This is a genomic window from Halorussus vallis (assembly GCF_024138165.1).
GTDB classification, from domain to species: Archaea; Halobacteriota; Halobacteria; order Halobacteriales; family Haladaptataceae; genus Halorussus; species Halorussus vallis.
This window is the reverse complement of sequence record NZ_CP100000.1, coordinates 2,658,503-2,672,651: the sequence shown is the minus strand read 5'-3', so window position 1 is coordinate 2,672,651 and position 14,149 is coordinate 2,658,503. Positions and strand designations below refer to the sequence as shown.

Sequence of the window (14,149 nt, the reverse complement as noted above, 5' to 3'; positions counted from 1 at the left end):
CGGACTCGGTCCGGGGTCGGCGCGTCGCCGCGAGTGCGGGACTCGTCAGTCGTCGTCTTCCACGAGCGAGCGCAGGTCCGGCGACAGGCCCTCGAAGCGCCGACGGCGCTGTTCGGGGTTCGCATCGGCCTTCTGGAGGCGGGTGCGCTCCTCGAAGTCGAAGACGGCCTCCTCGTCGAGGTGGCCGTCCTCGGCGGCCTGCTTGAGCTTGCTCGTGTCGAAGGTCCGGACGGCGTCGGGGTCGACGCCGGCGCGCTGGAGTTCCGACCTGACCGTCTGCTCGTCCTTGAGACTCCGGCGGTTGTAGGTGTAGCGCCGGACGCTTCCGAGGCGCGCCGGAATCGTCCCGTCGTCCGGTATCTGGCGGTTGAGTTCGTCGCGGACCTCCTTGCGGGCGTCGTCGGCCGCGCTCTTGAGGTCCGACAGCAGGGTGTAGAGATCCACGAGGTCCGAGCGGTCGAGGTCGTCGAGCGTCTCGAACTCCGAGTCGTGGACGAGTTCGAGCAGTACCAGCGCGTCCTCCTCGAAGCCGAGTTCGAACGGTTCGGCGTCCCCCTCGTCGCCGAATCCGTCCGGGTGGTCGCCCGCGGCCGCGGGCGACCGCCCGGACCCGGCGCTTCCGGCGGTGCCGGCCGTTCCTCCGTCGGCCGCCTGCCCGCCACTCCCGCCGTCCATCTGGCGCTGTTTTTCGGTCATCACGAAGTCGCGCGCGCCGTCGTAGCCGAGTTGGTCCCACGAATGGCCGTCGTCCTCGGCACGGCTGACGTGGGCGGCCACGTCGCGAACCGCGTCCTCGTAGTCGCAGTCGGCCGCGGGGCACGCGACCGGGTCGAAATCGGTCGTCTCCATGATGGGAGGAGTTCGGTGCCCGACGCTACAAAAACCTTCGCAGGGAGTGAAAGTGTCGGCGGCGCTCGGTCGTCGCGCGACGACGACTCGGCGGTCGTGCCCCGGCTACTCGGCCAGCACGTGCCGGTTTCACGGGCGGTCGTCGAACCGACTACTCGGCCGTCGGCGCGGCTTCGAGGTCGTAACGCGCGCCGGTCAGGTCCTCTGAAACCTCCCAGAGTCGCGCCGCGAGGTCGCGGTCGTACGACCGGTCGCTGGACGCCTGTATCTCGGGGAGTCCGCGCATGTTCCGGAAGCCGCCGGGACCGACGTAGTCGCCGCCGTCGACGGCGTCGGCGGTGGCGGCGTACAGCATCGGGAGCGCGCCTTTCTCGGCGCTCTGGGCCAGCACGGCGTTCGCGGCCTTCATCGCCCACAGCCGGACCGTCGACCCCGATTTCTCGGGGCCGCGGCGCTGGAGGTCGGTGGCGGCGTACCCCGGGTGGCAGGCGACGCTCGCCACGTCGGCGACCCCGGCGGCCCGCAGGCGGCGGTCGAGTTCGTAGGCGAACAGGACGTTCGCCAGTTTGCTCTGGGCGTAGGCGTCCCAGGGGTCGTAGGAGCGCTCGCCCTGGAGGTCGGCGAAGTCGATGTCGCCGTTCTCGTGGAGGCCGCTACTCTGGGTGATCACGCGCGTCTCGCCGGGGGTTTCGCGCAGGCGGTCGAACAGGCGGCCGGTCAGCGCGAAGTGGCCGAGGTGGTTGACGCCGAACTGGGTCTCGAAGCCGTCCGCGGTTTCGCTCCGCGGAATCGCCATCACGCCGGCGTTGTTGCAGAGGACGTGCAGGTCCTCGTGGTCGGTCCGGAACTCCTCGGCGAACGCCTCGACCGATTCGAGGTCGGCGAGGTCGAGCGTCGCCACTTCGAGCGACCCGCGAGGCCCCTCTCGCTCGATGTCGTGTCTCGCGTCGGCCGCCTTGTCCGTGTCGCGACACGCCATCACGACGTGGGCGCCCTTGTGGGCGAACGCGCGCGTCGCTTCGAAGCCGAGGCCGGTGTTCGCGCCGGTGACGACCGTCACTTTCCCGTCCTGGTCGGGCATCGCTCGCCACGCTTCGTCTCCCTGTCGAGCCATGGAGCGACGTACGGACTCGGGACACAGAAATCCCGGGGTCGAGTCGAACGGGGCGCGTCGGACGACGAGCGTCGATTCGAACGACTGAGCGTCGGCGCGACGCGCCGACGCTCAGTCGTCGTCCGCCGAAACCACGAACCCCCGGCACTTCGGGCAGACGACCCGCCCGTCGTCGAACCGCGCGCCGCAGAGCGTGCAGACGTAGGTTCCCTCGGCGTCGCTGCGAAGCCTCTCGGTCAAACGGCGGAAGGGTCCGAGTCGCATGGTTCTCACGAGCCGAAGGACCCCGACGGGAAAAGCAGTTGTCGCCGCGCCGTGACCTGTCGGCGTTCCGCCCGGCGGGCGTCTCCGAGTCTCCGGCGAATACTGCGGGCTCGAACCGGACCCACGGACTTTTGCCGACGGGATGCGACTGACTGGACGATGAGTCGAGACGAACGCGACGACCGTCGGCGGGCCGACCGGGAGGACGGCCCGCCCCGCGAGGGAGGGTCGTCGACCCGCGAAGAACGGCCGCCGTCCCGGGGCGAAGGCCCGCCGACCGACCGCGAGTCGCCCGTCGGGCAACCGGTGGTGCGCGGCGACGAGGCGGTCACTGGCAGGCGCGCCCAGGAGGCCAAGGCGTTCGACCCCACCGACGAGGAGAGCGTGGCCGAGGCCGCCGAGACGGTGCGGCAGTTCGCGACCAACACCGCGGGGGACGAGGACAACGTGTTCATGCTCCGGGGCGCAGCTGCCTGCGCGGCGCTGGTGCGCGGGGCGGGGTCGTACAAGGCTGCGGCCGAGCGCGCCGGTCCAGAGGTGACCGTCGCGTTCATCCGGAAGTGGGCGCGGGTCCACGACCTGCCCGAGTCCATCCGGCGGTACGTCGCCATGGGTCACATCGCGCCGACCGCCGCCAAGCACATCGCCCGCGTCGGCGGCGAGGACCGCTTTCAGCTCGCCTGGGCAGTGTTGGACGGCGACCTCACCGTGCGAGAGGTGCGCTCGGTCGCCAGCGCGGTCAACGGCGGCACGCCGGTCGAGCGGGCGCTTTCGGAACAGGGCGTGACGCCGGGCGAGTTGACGCTCTCGCTCCCCAGCGACACGTATCGGCAACTCCGCCGGGCGGCCGCGATGGAGGGCAAAGAGCCCGAGGAGGTCGTTGCCGACGCGCTCGACGAATGGCTCTCGTGAACTCTTTTCGCGTCTAGTGGTTGCTCGTTCCGAACCGCGGTAACCGGCACGAGGACCACCTCGAAAGTCCGCGCGCCACGCCGGCTGTGGAGATGTGCGAGTTCGGATATTTGCTTACGGCGCGCGCTGGCGTGCCCTCCGTGGCACGCCAAAACGCGCGAGGGACGACTGAGTGCCCAAAGGGCACGAAGGAGTCGGCTGGGGAGGCGTGCGGCTGTCGCGGTGCAGATGCTCAGTTGCGTCGTGCGAGTCGCAGTTTGCGCTGCGGTCGCGGTCTGCGTTGCGGTCGCTGTCGCGGTCGCGGTCGTAGTGCGGTTTCATCGTCATCGTACAAGTCGCTCTCCGGCGGCGGAGGTCGCTGGCGAAGCCCGCAGAACGCGGACTCCCGAAGCCACTCACCCCCGCAAGAACTCGCGTGCCGCACCAGCCAGCACCTCACCGGCGGTCAGCACCTCGGACCAGACGATGGACTCGTCGGGGAAGTGGGCCTGCTCGATGGTGCCGGGACCGAACATCACGGTCGGGATGCCGGCGTCGATGTAGTGGCGGGCGTCGGCGCCGTAGGTCGCGCCGCGCGCCTCGGTGTCTGAAAGACCGTTCTCGGCCATCGCGCCCTGGAGGGCGGTGACGACCGGTTCGTCGGCGGCGATTTCGGAGGGCTCGAACTGGATGGAGAAACGCTCGAACGCCGGAGGGTGCTCTGCCAGCCACTCGTCGGCGGCGACGATCTCGGCGAGTCGGTCCTCGAACTGGGCCTCGACCTCGGCGACCGTCTCGCCCGGGGCGACGCCGATTCGCAGTTCGGCGGTGAGTTCGGCGGGGACGCTCGACGCCCAGTCGCCCGCGTCGACCCGGCCGAACACGACCGGCCAGGACACCGGGAACTCCTCGTACAGCGGGTGGGTCACCGTCTCGCCGCGCTCGGCTTCCAGTTCCATGAACGCCCGCCGAATCTCCTCGAAGTACGGCAGCACGTCCACGCCGCGCCATCGCGAGGCGGCGTGGGCCGACCGCCCCGAGAGGCGCAGTCGCTTCATCACCGACCCCTCCGAGGCGACGATGGGCCGGAGTTCGGTCGGTTCCGCGATGATGGCCGCGTCGCGCTCGAAGGGGTAAGGATTCGACAGCGCCGACGCGGCCGCGCCGATACCGCCCTCCTCCTCGCCGACGACGCTCTCGACCACGAGGCGGCCGTTCAGATTCGACGCAGACTCGGCGTCCGAGTCGGACGCCGAGTCGGCATGCAGGTCCCGGAGGTGCGCGGCGGCGAAGACGCACGCCGCAAGTCCGCACTTCATGTCGGCCGCGCCGCGGGCGGTCAGACGTTCACCGTCGTCGGTCTCTCCCTCGCTCCAGACCGGGTCGAAGGGGTCTGACGACCACGACTCGCGGGCGGCCGGAACCACGTCGACGTGGCCGTTCAGCACCAGCGTCCGCCCCGCCTCGGGGTCGCCGAATTCGAGGACGCCGCCGACGCTCGGCCGGTCGGCCGCCTCGATCTCGGCCGGGTCGTCCGGGAACGACGAGTGGGCCGCCAGCGCCTCGGCGTCGGCGGTCCACTCGTAGGTTTCGAAGCCCATCTCGTCCAGCGTGTCGCGGAACCACCGGTTGGCGGGCGCTTCGTTCCCGACGGTGGTGTCGAACCCGAGCAGTTTCTCGGCGAACGCCCAGAAGTCGGCGTCGCGTGCGGCGAAGTCCTCGTCCATGCCCGAGTCAAAGTGGCTCGGAGAGTAAATTTTGCGGGATGGCGGCCGGTCGCAGATAGTAAACGTTTAACCTTCGCGGACGCAACCGGAAATTGAGGGCCGGTAGCTCAGTTAGGCAGAGCGTCTGGCTTTTAGCACGACTACTCGCACCGTTTCGGGTGGTTGTGGAAGACACCAGACGGCCGGGGGTTCAAATCCCTCCCGGCCCGCTTTTCGAACGAACGAAGTGAGTGACGAAAAGCGGATGCCGTGGTTGGATTTGAACGACGGAAGAGGCACTCTCGCCTTTCGGCGAGGAAGCGTCTTCAGGTGGTTCAAATCCCTCCTGGCCCGCTTCTACGAGGAATTCGATGAACAGTACCTGCTAGGTATTCTACCGGGAGAAACCACGGTTTATGGGTTACAGAGGAAACAGAGGGGTTAGTCCTTGGCCCACTGCCGGACCAGTGCAACCCCGCCGATGAACGCAAGGAATCCCACTAGGACGAGCTGACCACCGACTTCGACTGCGGGGACCGCGATGCTCGTTCCTTGGAACCCACCGGCAATCATCCCGACACCGATGATGATGACGCCGATCGCGAGCGCTTTGACGCTGTCTCGGACCATGCTATCGGTCCGGGTCGTGGACTGCTTCGCCGACTGCCCAGCCGCCGAGTGCGCCGGCGGGCCCGCCGGCACGGAAGCCGAGCGCGGCACCACCGAGGGCGCCGACTACACCGCCGCCTCGTTCGTCGAGGCTGGAGAGTGGTCCGTGTCCTTTGTCAAATACCGTAGGTTCATTGTTTCTCGACATGACTACCTTCTCGTATATACTGTCGATGTATAAACACCTAAGGAGGGGGTGAACCTGGGTGCGCGGGAATCCGTGAATCGAGTGCATCATCTGGGTTGGAAGCAACTGCCAAACGTCTGGGTCGCGGGTAACTGTTGAATCTGTTGCGCTCGAAATAGGATAATAGCGTATCGCTGTTGCCCAGAAACCACAATTTATGGTCGAAACCAGCTCCAATCATTTTTAGTCGAAACGACTATTTTCCGACCGTGAGCGAGAGAACCCATCCAAAAGAGCGAGGGCAGCGGAGCGAAGCGGCGATCATCTTCGAATTCGTTCGTCGAGGGTTAGCAGTACTAGAACCCTTCGGTGACAACGAACGATACGATGTCGTGGTCGAGGAAGGCGGGGAGTTTCACCGCGTCCAGATAAAAACAGGGAGGTTGGAGAATGGGCGAGTCCAGTTCGAAACACGGAGTTCGGGGACGTTGACCAGAGCCATCGAGAAGGAGGGATACGATGGACAGGTGGACGTGTTCGCGGTTTACGCGCCGGCGATAGAGGAGTCGTTCGTCGTCCCGATAGCCGAAGCGCCCGAAACGACGATGGGGCTTCGAATAGAGCCGTCGAAGAAGAACTCGCCGAACATCAACTGGGCCGACGAGTACAGTGTCGAGAGATGGGTGGAGTCGATTCGCGACGAACGTTCAGCGAACGAACCTGCAACGTAGCGGATTCAACCTGCAGACTGCACTTCGTCCGATTCCGATGGCGATACGACGTGGCCGCGCCGCCTTCGAACCCAGCGAAAGCCGACCCCCAGGACGAATCCGCACGTCGCGAGGACGAACGCCTCCGGAAACGTGCGTTCGAACGCCGCGGCGGGGTCGAGGTAGTAGTTCGCGACCTCGGTCGGCGACCCGAGGGTCCAGGCGAGGTTGCCGTACGCCGGACTCCAACCGAGGAGGACGCTCGGGAGGTAGCCCTCGTTCAGATAGGCGTGGAGGGCGGCGAAGCCGACGACGAAGACCGCGCCCGTCGCGTGCCAGCCGGGAAGGTATCCGTCGAGGAGAAACGTCTCGTGCAGAAGTTCGACGACGGGGTTCTCGAACGACGTGAGAAGGAGGAGATACTCGAGCAGTGCGCCGGCGGCGACGAATCCGCCCGCGAGAACGAGCGCCCGCATCGTCTTCGACCGTCCCTCGCCGACCATCAGGTCGCGCAGTCGATGGGACCGCGAATCCATGCGGGATAGTTGTTCGTCTATTGACTAATAAGTATGCCACACCGAAACGACCTCTCGACGGACGAGCAGCCCTTTAGAGACTTCACCCACGCCCCGCTCTGAACCCCCGAGACTCGCCGCGAAACGCGCTCGCCTACAGGTCCTCGAAGTCGGTCGAGACGTTGCCGTCGCGGTCCAGGTCCACGATGGCGTCGAACATCCCGAGATACTGCTCGACCTGGACCTCGTCGTGGACGCCCTTCGAGAGATGGAACAGGCCGACGGCGTCGTGTTCGTCCAGCAGGTCGAGGACGTCCTGGACGAGTTCCCGAACCCGCGATTCGTCGGCGTAGTAGGCCATCTCCGTGATGGAATCGAGGCTGATACGACGCTTGCCCTCGGTGGTTTCGAGGAACCGCTCGGTGACCTCCCGGACGCCGTCAAGGTCGTCGGGCGAGGAGACGTAGTGGACGTTGTCGGTGCTCCGCCGGGAGTAGCCCCGTTCGATGCTCAGGGTGTCGAGGATCTGGGCCTTGCTCTCGTCGACGTCGTAGTGGTCGAGTTTCTGTTTGACCTCCCGGGCGGTGGTCCGGGTGGAGATGACGAGGAAGTTGTCGGTGTCGGTCTTCAGGAAGTCGGTGTCGATGCGGTCGGTCTCGCCGGTGCTCGGATGCAGGAGGAGGATGCCCGTGCCACCGGGGACGGTATCGGGCGCGTTCTCGATGGCGAGTCGATAGTCCATATCGTCGGGTAATACGGGGTACGGACTTAAGAATGCGGGTAGGTTCGCGAAAGTGACAGTCGGTTCAAAAGACGCTGTCGGCGGTGGCCGCACCGACGACGCTGAACACCGCACCGACGCTGACGGCCCGGAGCGTGATGGCGACCGTCTCCATCGACGGCTTGCCGTCTACGAACGTGTCGCCGAGGAAGGTGTCGGGCGCGCCGAACGCGACCGCCAGTATCGCGACCGACCCGAACGAAACCAGCATCAGCGAGATGAACCGCGTGGGGATGCCCACGACCTCCGCCTCCCGGTCGGGGTCGCGGTCGGCGTCCGCCTTGTAGAGCGCGCCGTACCCGATGAGAAAGACGATGCCGACCGTGGCGACCGCCTGGAACCACGTCATGTCCCGGGCCAGATTCCACACCTCCTCGGTGACGACGAACGGTCCGGCCAGCAGGAAGCCACCGACTATCTGCTGGGCCGAGTCCGCCAGCGCGTATCGCTTTTTCCGACCGACCATACGCGACGTGACACACCGAGCGAACAAAAGGCTCCTGCCATCCAGCGGGGCGGTTTGCGACCGTGTGGTATCACCGCGAGCGAACGAAGTGAGCGAGTGGGCCAAGCGAGGACCGAAGGGACGAGCGCAGTGCTTTTCGTCGACGTTTTGCAAGGGAGGCGCGGTACCGCGCCTCCCTTGCAAAACGTCGTTCCGAACCCGTTTTGTCGCTGGCGCGTCTCCCACCTCGCATGAGCGTACGCGAGGAGTTCGACGAGTGGGCGGCCGACGGCCGCGACAGGGGGATGGAAGACCGACACTGGCACACCGCCAAGTACGTGCTGGCGCGCATGCCCGTCGAGGAGGGCGAAACCGTGCTCGACCTCGGCACCGGAAGCGGCTACGCGGTCCGGGCGCTCCGGGACACCCAGCGCGCCGGACGGGCTTACGGCCTCGACGGGTCGCCCGAGATGGCCAGGAACGCCCGCGGATACACCGACGACCCGCAGGTCGGCTTCCTCGTGGGCGACTTCGACTACCTCCCGTTCGCCGACGATAGCGTCGACCACGTCTTCACGATGGAGGCGTTCTACTACGCCAACGACCCCGAGCACGTGCTCGAAGAAGTACGCAGAATCCTCCGGCCCGGCGGTACCTTCTTCTGCGCCGTGAACTACTACGAGGAGAACGTCCACTCCCACGAGTGGCAGGAGTTCATCGACGTGGAGATGACCCGCTGGTCGGCCGAGGAGTACCGGGAGGCCTTCCGGAACGCTGGGCTGTACGTCGCCGAGCAGGACAACGTCCCCGACCGCGAAACCGAGATTCCCGACGCGAGCGAGTTCCCGACCGACGACTGGGACTCCCGAGAGGAGATGGTCGAACGCTATCGGGAGTTCGGCACGCTGCTGACGGTCGGCGTCGCACCCTGACGAACGAACTCTCCTCTGCCTCTTCTCGTCGGAATGTCCCAAAAGCAGTGAAACCGAGGCCCCTTCTGACGGGGTCGACGGCTTCTACCCGCTCCAGCCGCCGCGGATGTCGCCCGCGACGTTGCTCCGCCACGTCTCGAAACCGGACTCGCACTCGTCGCTCGCGTCGATGTGGTCGACGAACCCCGCGCCGGGGTCGGCGAGTTCGGTCCCGCAGAACGGGCAGTGGTTCGGGTCGTTCCAAGTCGCTGTTGCGCTCATGGCTATGAGTGGGCCGACGAGGCGTTTATATTTTGCCGCCATATCCTTTAGGGAGGATAAATTACCTAATACGTGCCTTATACTCTATTGGCTTGGAGGCACCGCCGGCTACTCGTCCATCTCGCGTGCGAACCCGTAGAACTCGTCGTTCGGGCGCATGTCGGCCATCGTCGCCATCCGGTTGCTCAGGTTGAAGAAGGCGGTGACGCTCCCCACGTCCCAGATCTCCTCGTCGGACAGGCCCGCCTCCCGGAGCGCGTCGAGGTCGTCGCCCGTCACGCGCCTCGGTTCCTCGGTGAGTTTCACGGCGAAGTCGAGCATCGCCCGGCGGCGCGCCGAGAGGTCGGCGGCGCGGTGGTTCGTCGCGAGTTGGTCGGCCAACTTCGGACGCTCGCTGTAGAATCGGCAGAGCGCGCCGTGGGCGACCACGCAGTAGAGGCAGTCGTTGACCCCGCTGACCGTCACCACGATCATCTCGACTTCCTCGCGGTCGAGCGGCGTGTCCTCCACTAAGGCGTCGTGGTACTGGAAGAACGGCCGGAAGTGGCTGGGCTTGTAGCCGAACGCGCTGAAGACGTTCGGCGTGAAGCCGGCGCGCTCGGTTTCTTCCTCGATTCGGTCGCGGAGGTCCTCCGGGAGCGATTCGAGGTCGGGAACGGGAAAACGGGTCATCGGCTCGTCGGCCATGGCGGGCGGAACCACGCGAGGTCACCAGTTAAGTCTGCGTCCCGAACCGTCCGAACGCGTCCGGCCAGGTCAGGCCTCCGCCGACGGTGCGTACTCGCCGTCGACCTTCCGCAGCGTCCCGTCTTCGACGAGTTCGTCGAGCGCAGCTTCGACCTCGGGCGGTTCGACGCCGGCGTTCCCGGAGAGGATTCGCTTGAGCGTCTGCTCGCTCACGGTCCCCGATTCGCTCTCGGCGGTTTGCTCGGCGACGACGCGCCGGATTCGCTGTTTGAGATTGGCGGACATAGCTCCCCCGTCGAAGCCTTCGTGACGGGGTGGCATGAGTTCGTCCCTGGTGCCGTCGGGTCCGGGAGGTCACGGCGAGTGTACGGACGGGCGCGGCGAGCGTCGGCCGGGTGTGGCGAGCGCGAAGGCCGTCTACGGAGCCTTCTCGCCCGCGAGAATCTCGGTTTCCAGCCAGTTCTCCTCGGGCGGCAGAGGACAGGAGAACACCTCGCTGAACGCGCAGAACGGCGAGTACGCCAGGTTGAAGTCCAGCACCATCTCCGCACCGTCTTCGAGGTCGGCCTCGGTTTCGAACTCCATATACCGGCCGTCCTGGTAGCTCTGCTGGCCCGTGGTCTTGTCGCGGAAGGGGACGAACAGGCCCTCCTGTTCCTCCTGACGGTACCCCGCGAGTTCGTACGCCTCGCCGTCGAGGTCGAAGTGCAAGGTCGCCACCCGGAGGTACCGCTGGGGGCGACCGGCGCTCACGTCCATCTCGACCGGTTCGGGGTCGTCGTGGACCTCGACCTCGGCGCGAACGCGGTAGTCGGGGTCCGGGTCGAAGTACTCGAGGCCCGCGAAGCCCTCGCGCTCCTCGGGCGGGAGCGGCGACTGTGGATGGTCGGCCAGGAACTCGTCCTTCTGCTCGCGGTGGCCTTCGAGTTCGGCGCGCCACTGCTCGGGATCGAAGTCGTCCTGCTCGGCTTCGGTCATGGACGTGAGTTGTGTTTGGTCGCGGGTAATGCTTCTCATCGATACCAGACGGTTGAGTCAGCAAGCGCTGCAACCGAGACGTTCAGATACCGACGGGAGAACGTGAACCGCCAGAAAGCCCTCGTGCGCTCGACTCGCGCGGCTCGCTGCGCTCCTCGGCCGTGCCCTCGGCACGGCCTGTGGTGCTTACGTCGCCGTGCTTCGCCGAGACGCACTCGCCCTTTCAGTCCGCCAGGCAACACCGCGACCGCACGCCACGCCCTCCCCAGCCGATTCGCTCACTCCGTTCGCTCATCCCTCGCACGAGGACGGCGCGACACGAGGTCGCGCCAGCGCGCGCCGTGACCGGGAGACTATCTCGCGCATCTCCACAGCCGGCGTGGCGCGCGGGGTCGCGGCCCCGTGCCGCGACCAAGCCGCGCGAGGGACGACTGAACGCCGCAGGCGTGAGGGAGTCGGCTGGGGAGGGTGTGGCGCGGTGCGGTTCGGGTGGGACTGAAAGGGGCCGGGTACTCGCGCCCGAAGGGCTAGGTCGTCTGGACGGGCCACTATTCGGTGAGCGCCGCAGGCGCGAACCGCATATCCCGGCCAGCGACCGCGAGCGCCCGGGGGCTTTCTGGGCGGTCACAGTTCCGCTGGTCGTTGCGTTTAGAGACGCTCACCTTCACTTCCACCGCGCCATCCAAACGTTCAAACCCGAAGAAGCGCTACCTCGGTGCAGTGACTTCCGCAGATTCGTGGCGCGAGATTTTCGGCCACGACGCAGCCTACGACGAGCAGGTCGACGGCATCGAGACGGCCATCGATACCGCCGAGCGGGGCGGCTTCGCGGTCGTGGAGGGGGCCTGCGGGACCGGCAAGACGATGCTGGCGCTGACCGCCGGCATCCACCTGGTCCGCGACCCCGACAGCGACTACGAACGCGTGGTCGTCCTCACGAGCGTCAAGCAACAACTTCGGCAGTTCGAGGCGGACCTCCGGACCATCAACGCGAACCTCCCCGACGACTGGAACCCCGTCACGGGGCTGACGCTCGTCGGGAAGGCCGACGTCTGTCCGTACAACCGTGAGAACGCCGGCGGTATCGACGACGAGAACGTCTACGGGCGGTGCGAGACGCTCCGGGAGGACACCCGGGCCATCACCGGCGAGGGCGGGTCGACCACGGCCCAGAACCTCGTCTCGCGCGCCCGGAGCCAGCAGACCGGGCTCGCCGACTCGGGCGCGCAGGGCCGGGCGGCCGCCTCGTACCTCGAAACCGCCGACGAGCCGACGCCCTACCCGCCGCAGATGCCCGAGTACGACAACCTGGAGTACTGTCCGTTCTACGCCCAGTTCCTCGAGGACATGCCCGAGGACGGCGAACCCATCGAGGCGGTCCCCTTCGACTTCGAGTCGATGGGGCTCATCGACCCCGAGACGCTGGTCGCGCGGTCGGTCGAGTACGGTACCTGCCCCCACTCGATGATGGGCGCGGTGCTGGCCCACGCCGAGGTCGTCGTGGGCAACTACTACCACGCGTTCGACCCCGTCACCACCGCGACGTTCACCGGCGCGCTGCTCGACGATTCGACGTTCGTGGTCTGCGACGAGGCCCACATGCTCGAACCCCGCGTCCGGGACCTCGTCAGCGACGCGGTGGCCGACAAGACGCTTCGGGACGCCGAATCCGAACTCACGCGGGTCATCCAGCCCATCAAGTTCGACGGGCAGGAGAGCCACACCACCGCCGACGCCGACCTCGTCCGGGGCGAACTCGGCGACAGCGACGTGAGCCTCTCGGAACTCGAAGAAACCCGCGAGTTCCTCCGGGAACTCCGCGAGGAACTCGACCGCCGGGTGACCGAGTACCTCGAACGCGAACACCGGGGCTGGAAGTCGAACCTCCCCGACCTGCCGGACGCCGAAATCCCCCTGCGCCCGCCGACCGAACCGCAGGAGGACGAGATATCGGAGTGGGCCGCCAACCGGGGCTACCACGACGGCGTCTGGGTGCGCGCCGAAGCGGTCGGCTCGGTGGTCGCTCGCATCCTGAACGAGGCCGAAGACGAGGAGAAAGAGCGGGCCGCGCCCGCCGCGGGCCGCGTGCTCGGCGAGTGGTACCGCAACGACCACGAGCGCTACTTCCGGGAGATAGAACTCGAACGCACGTGGAACGACGCCGAACCTCCCCAGTCGTGGCGGCGGGCGTACAACGCCCGCCTCGCCATGCAGAACTGCGTGCCCAGCGACGCCATCGGCGAGCGACTCTCGGAGTTCGGCGGCGGCGTGCTGATGAGCGCGACCCTCGAACCGGTCGACGTGTTCGAGGAGGTGACGGGGCTGAACCACCTGGAGGGCGAGGAGCGCCGCCCGGTCGTCGAGCGGACCTACGGCCTGAACTTCCCCGAGGCCAACCGCGAGAGCTTCGCGGTCGACGCTCCGAAGTTCACCTACGACAACCGGGGCGCACCGGGCGAGGAAACCCCCACTCGGCAGGTGTACGCCGACGCGCTCCGCGACGTGGCGACCAGCACCCCCGGTAACGTCCTGGTCGGGATGCCCAACTACGCCGAGGCCGAGTGGGCCGCCGAGAGCCTCCGGGAGAACCCGAAGGTCGAGAAACCCGTCCTGCTCGACGAGTCCAGCGCCGACGAGGCCACCGAAGACCTCAAGGCCGAGTTCTTCGGCGGTGAGTCGAAGGTCCTCGTGACGAGCCTTCGGGGCACCCTCACGGAGGGCGTCGACTACGAGGGCGACAAACTCAGCGCCGCGGTGGTCTGCGGCGTCCCCATCATCAACACCGCCAGCCCCCGCACGAAGGCGGTGCGGACCGCCTACGACCGCGAGTTCGGCGACGGTTTCGAGTACGCGCTGACCGTCCCGGCGGTCCGCAAGGCCCGCCAGGCGCTCGGCCGGGTCATCCGGGGCGTCGACGAGGTGGGCGTCCGCGTGCTCGTCGACGCCCGGTACGCCCGCGAGTCGTGGGACGGCGTCCGGGAGTACTTCCCCGCGACCGAGCGAGAGGAGTTTCAGCCGGTGAGTCCGGACATGCTCTCGCTGGGGCTGGAGCGGTTCTGGCGAGATTGATTCGGCCTCGGCGAGAGCCGCAATTTCCCCCAGAGAACTGCTAGACGGCGCGTAGAAGCTGGTTAGCGACCCACCTGTCTGAGTTGTGCAGCGAATAACAGCCTTTCAGAATTGTTTACCTACTGAATAGTTAGGTGTCTGATTGTAATCG

The 14,149-nt window shown here is 66.9% G+C and carries 17 protein-coding genes and 1 tRNA gene; 6 read left to right on the top strand and 12 right to left on the bottom strand.

Annotated features, from left to right (window positions below):
• Window positions 1-45: 45 nt before the first annotated feature.
• From NGM07_RS13515 to NGM07_RS13505, 3 genes are all read right to left on the bottom strand, one after another.
• Complete coding sequence (locus tag NGM07_RS13515; RefSeq protein ID WP_253512424.1) at window positions 46-849, bottom strand: DUF7983 family protein; 804 nt, start codon at window positions 847-849, stop codon at window positions 46-48.
• A gap of 151 nt (window positions 850-1,000) precedes the next feature.
• Window positions 1,001-1,963 (bottom strand): oxidoreductase, encoded by a 963-nt coding sequence (locus NGM07_RS13510; protein ID WP_253512421.1) that lies wholly within the window; start codon window positions 1,961-1,963, stop codon window positions 1,001-1,003.
• Window positions 1,964-2,074: 111 nt separating this feature from the next.
• Window positions 2,075-2,227 carry a hypothetical protein gene (locus NGM07_RS13505; protein ID WP_253512419.1) on the bottom strand — a complete coding sequence of 51 codons (153 nt, stop codon included), beginning with the start codon at window positions 2,225-2,227 and terminating at the stop codon, window positions 2,075-2,077.
• A 159-nt stretch (window positions 2,228-2,386) separates the two neighbouring features.
• Between NGM07_RS13505 and NGM07_RS13500 the strand changes: the two genes are divergently transcribed.
• A complete protein-coding gene (locus NGM07_RS13500) occupies window positions 2,387-3,139 on the top strand; it encodes a DUF7119 family protein (protein ID WP_253512416.1) in 753 nt (250 codons plus the stop codon).
• 395 nt (window positions 3,140-3,534) lie between these two features.
• Here NGM07_RS13500 and NGM07_RS13495 read toward each other — a convergent pair whose 3' ends face one another.
• Window positions 3,535-4,845, bottom strand: a complete 1,311-nt coding sequence (locus NGM07_RS13495; protein ID WP_253512413.1) for a M20/M25/M40 family metallo-hydrolase — start codon at window positions 4,843-4,845, stop codon at window positions 3,535-3,537.
• Between the two features lie 96 nt (window positions 4,846-4,941).
• On the opposite strand from NGM07_RS13495, the gene NGM07_RS13490 reads away from it, so the two are divergent.
• Window positions 4,942-5,054: transfer RNA gene (locus NGM07_RS13490), tRNA-Lys, on the top strand.
• Between the two features lie 211 nt (window positions 5,055-5,265).
• On the opposite strand, the gene NGM07_RS13485 is transcribed toward NGM07_RS13490, so the two are convergent.
• Window positions 5,266-5,454, bottom strand: a complete 189-nt coding sequence (locus tag NGM07_RS13485; RefSeq protein WP_253512410.1) for a hypothetical protein — start codon at window positions 5,452-5,454, stop codon at window positions 5,266-5,268.
• 16 nt (window positions 5,455-5,470) lie between these two features.
• Here NGM07_RS13485 and NGM07_RS13480 point away from each other — a divergent pair, with 16 nt between their 5' ends.
• A complete protein-coding gene (locus NGM07_RS13480; RefSeq protein WP_253512407.1) occupies window positions 5,471-5,674 on the top strand; it encodes a hypothetical protein in 204 nt (67 codons plus the stop codon).
• A 215-nt stretch (window positions 5,675-5,889) separates the two neighbouring features.
• Window positions 5,890-6,351, top strand: a complete 462-nt coding sequence (locus NGM07_RS13475; RefSeq protein WP_253512404.1) for a group I intron-associated PD-(D/E)XK endonuclease — start codon at window positions 5,890-5,892, stop codon at window positions 6,349-6,351.
• Window positions 6,352-6,356: 5 nt separating this feature from the next.
• Here NGM07_RS13475 and NGM07_RS13470 read toward each other — a convergent pair whose 3' ends face one another.
• The 3 genes from NGM07_RS13470 to NGM07_RS13460 all read right to left on the bottom strand — a co-directional run bounded on the left by NGM07_RS13470 (window position 6,357) and on the right by NGM07_RS13460 (window position 8,092).
• Window positions 6,357-6,866 carry a hypothetical protein gene (locus NGM07_RS13470; protein ID WP_253512402.1) on the bottom strand — a complete coding sequence of 170 codons (510 nt, stop codon included), beginning with the start codon at window positions 6,864-6,866 and terminating at the stop codon, window positions 6,357-6,359.
• Window positions 6,867-6,999: 133 nt separating this feature from the next.
• The gene (locus NGM07_RS13465; protein WP_253512400.1) at window positions 7,000-7,587 is read right to left on the bottom strand and encodes a DUF7090 family protein; all 588 of its coding nucleotides are present in this window, start codon (window positions 7,585-7,587) and stop codon (window positions 7,000-7,002) included.
• A 64-nt stretch (window positions 7,588-7,651) separates the two neighbouring features.
• Window positions 7,652-8,092, bottom strand: coding sequence for a DUF2391 family protein (locus tag NGM07_RS13460; RefSeq protein WP_253512397.1), 441 nt, complete (start codon window positions 8,090-8,092; stop codon window positions 7,652-7,654).
• 230 nt (window positions 8,093-8,322) lie between these two features.
• Between NGM07_RS13460 and NGM07_RS13455 the strand changes: the two genes are divergently transcribed.
• Window positions 8,323-9,003, top strand: a complete 681-nt coding sequence (locus NGM07_RS13455) for a class I SAM-dependent methyltransferase (RefSeq protein ID WP_253512395.1) — start codon at window positions 8,323-8,325, stop codon at window positions 9,001-9,003.
• Between the two features lie 84 nt (window positions 9,004-9,087).
• On the opposite strand, the gene NGM07_RS13450 is transcribed toward NGM07_RS13455, so the two are convergent.
• The 4 genes from NGM07_RS13450 to NGM07_RS13435 form a co-directional block, all read right to left on the bottom strand.
• Entirely contained in the window at window positions 9,088-9,264 is a 177-nt protein-coding gene (locus NGM07_RS13450; RefSeq protein ID WP_253512392.1) for a DUF7501 family protein, read from the bottom strand.
• A 108-nt stretch (window positions 9,265-9,372) separates the two neighbouring features.
• On the bottom strand, window positions 9,373-9,951 hold the full coding sequence (locus NGM07_RS13445; RefSeq protein ID WP_253512389.1) for a peroxidase-related enzyme: 579 nt from the start codon (window positions 9,949-9,951) through the stop codon (window positions 9,373-9,375).
• Between the two features lie 69 nt (window positions 9,952-10,020).
• Window positions 10,021-10,236: a non-structural maintenance of chromosomes element 1 family protein gene (locus tag NGM07_RS13440; RefSeq protein ID WP_253512386.1), complete on the bottom strand. Its 216-nt coding sequence runs from the start codon at window positions 10,234-10,236 to the stop codon at window positions 10,021-10,023.
• A gap of 132 nt (window positions 10,237-10,368) precedes the next feature.
• Window positions 10,369-10,929: a DUF1684 domain-containing protein gene (locus tag NGM07_RS13435; protein WP_253512383.1), complete on the bottom strand. Its 561-nt coding sequence runs from the start codon at window positions 10,927-10,929 to the stop codon at window positions 10,369-10,371.
• Between the two features lie 720 nt (window positions 10,930-11,649).
• Here NGM07_RS13435 and NGM07_RS13430 point away from each other — a divergent pair.
• On the top strand, window positions 11,650-13,998 hold the full coding sequence (locus NGM07_RS13430; RefSeq protein ID WP_253512381.1) for an ATP-dependent DNA helicase: 2,349 nt from the start codon (window positions 11,650-11,652) through the stop codon (window positions 13,996-13,998).
• The last annotated feature ends 151 nt before the right edge of the window (window positions 13,999-14,149 follow it).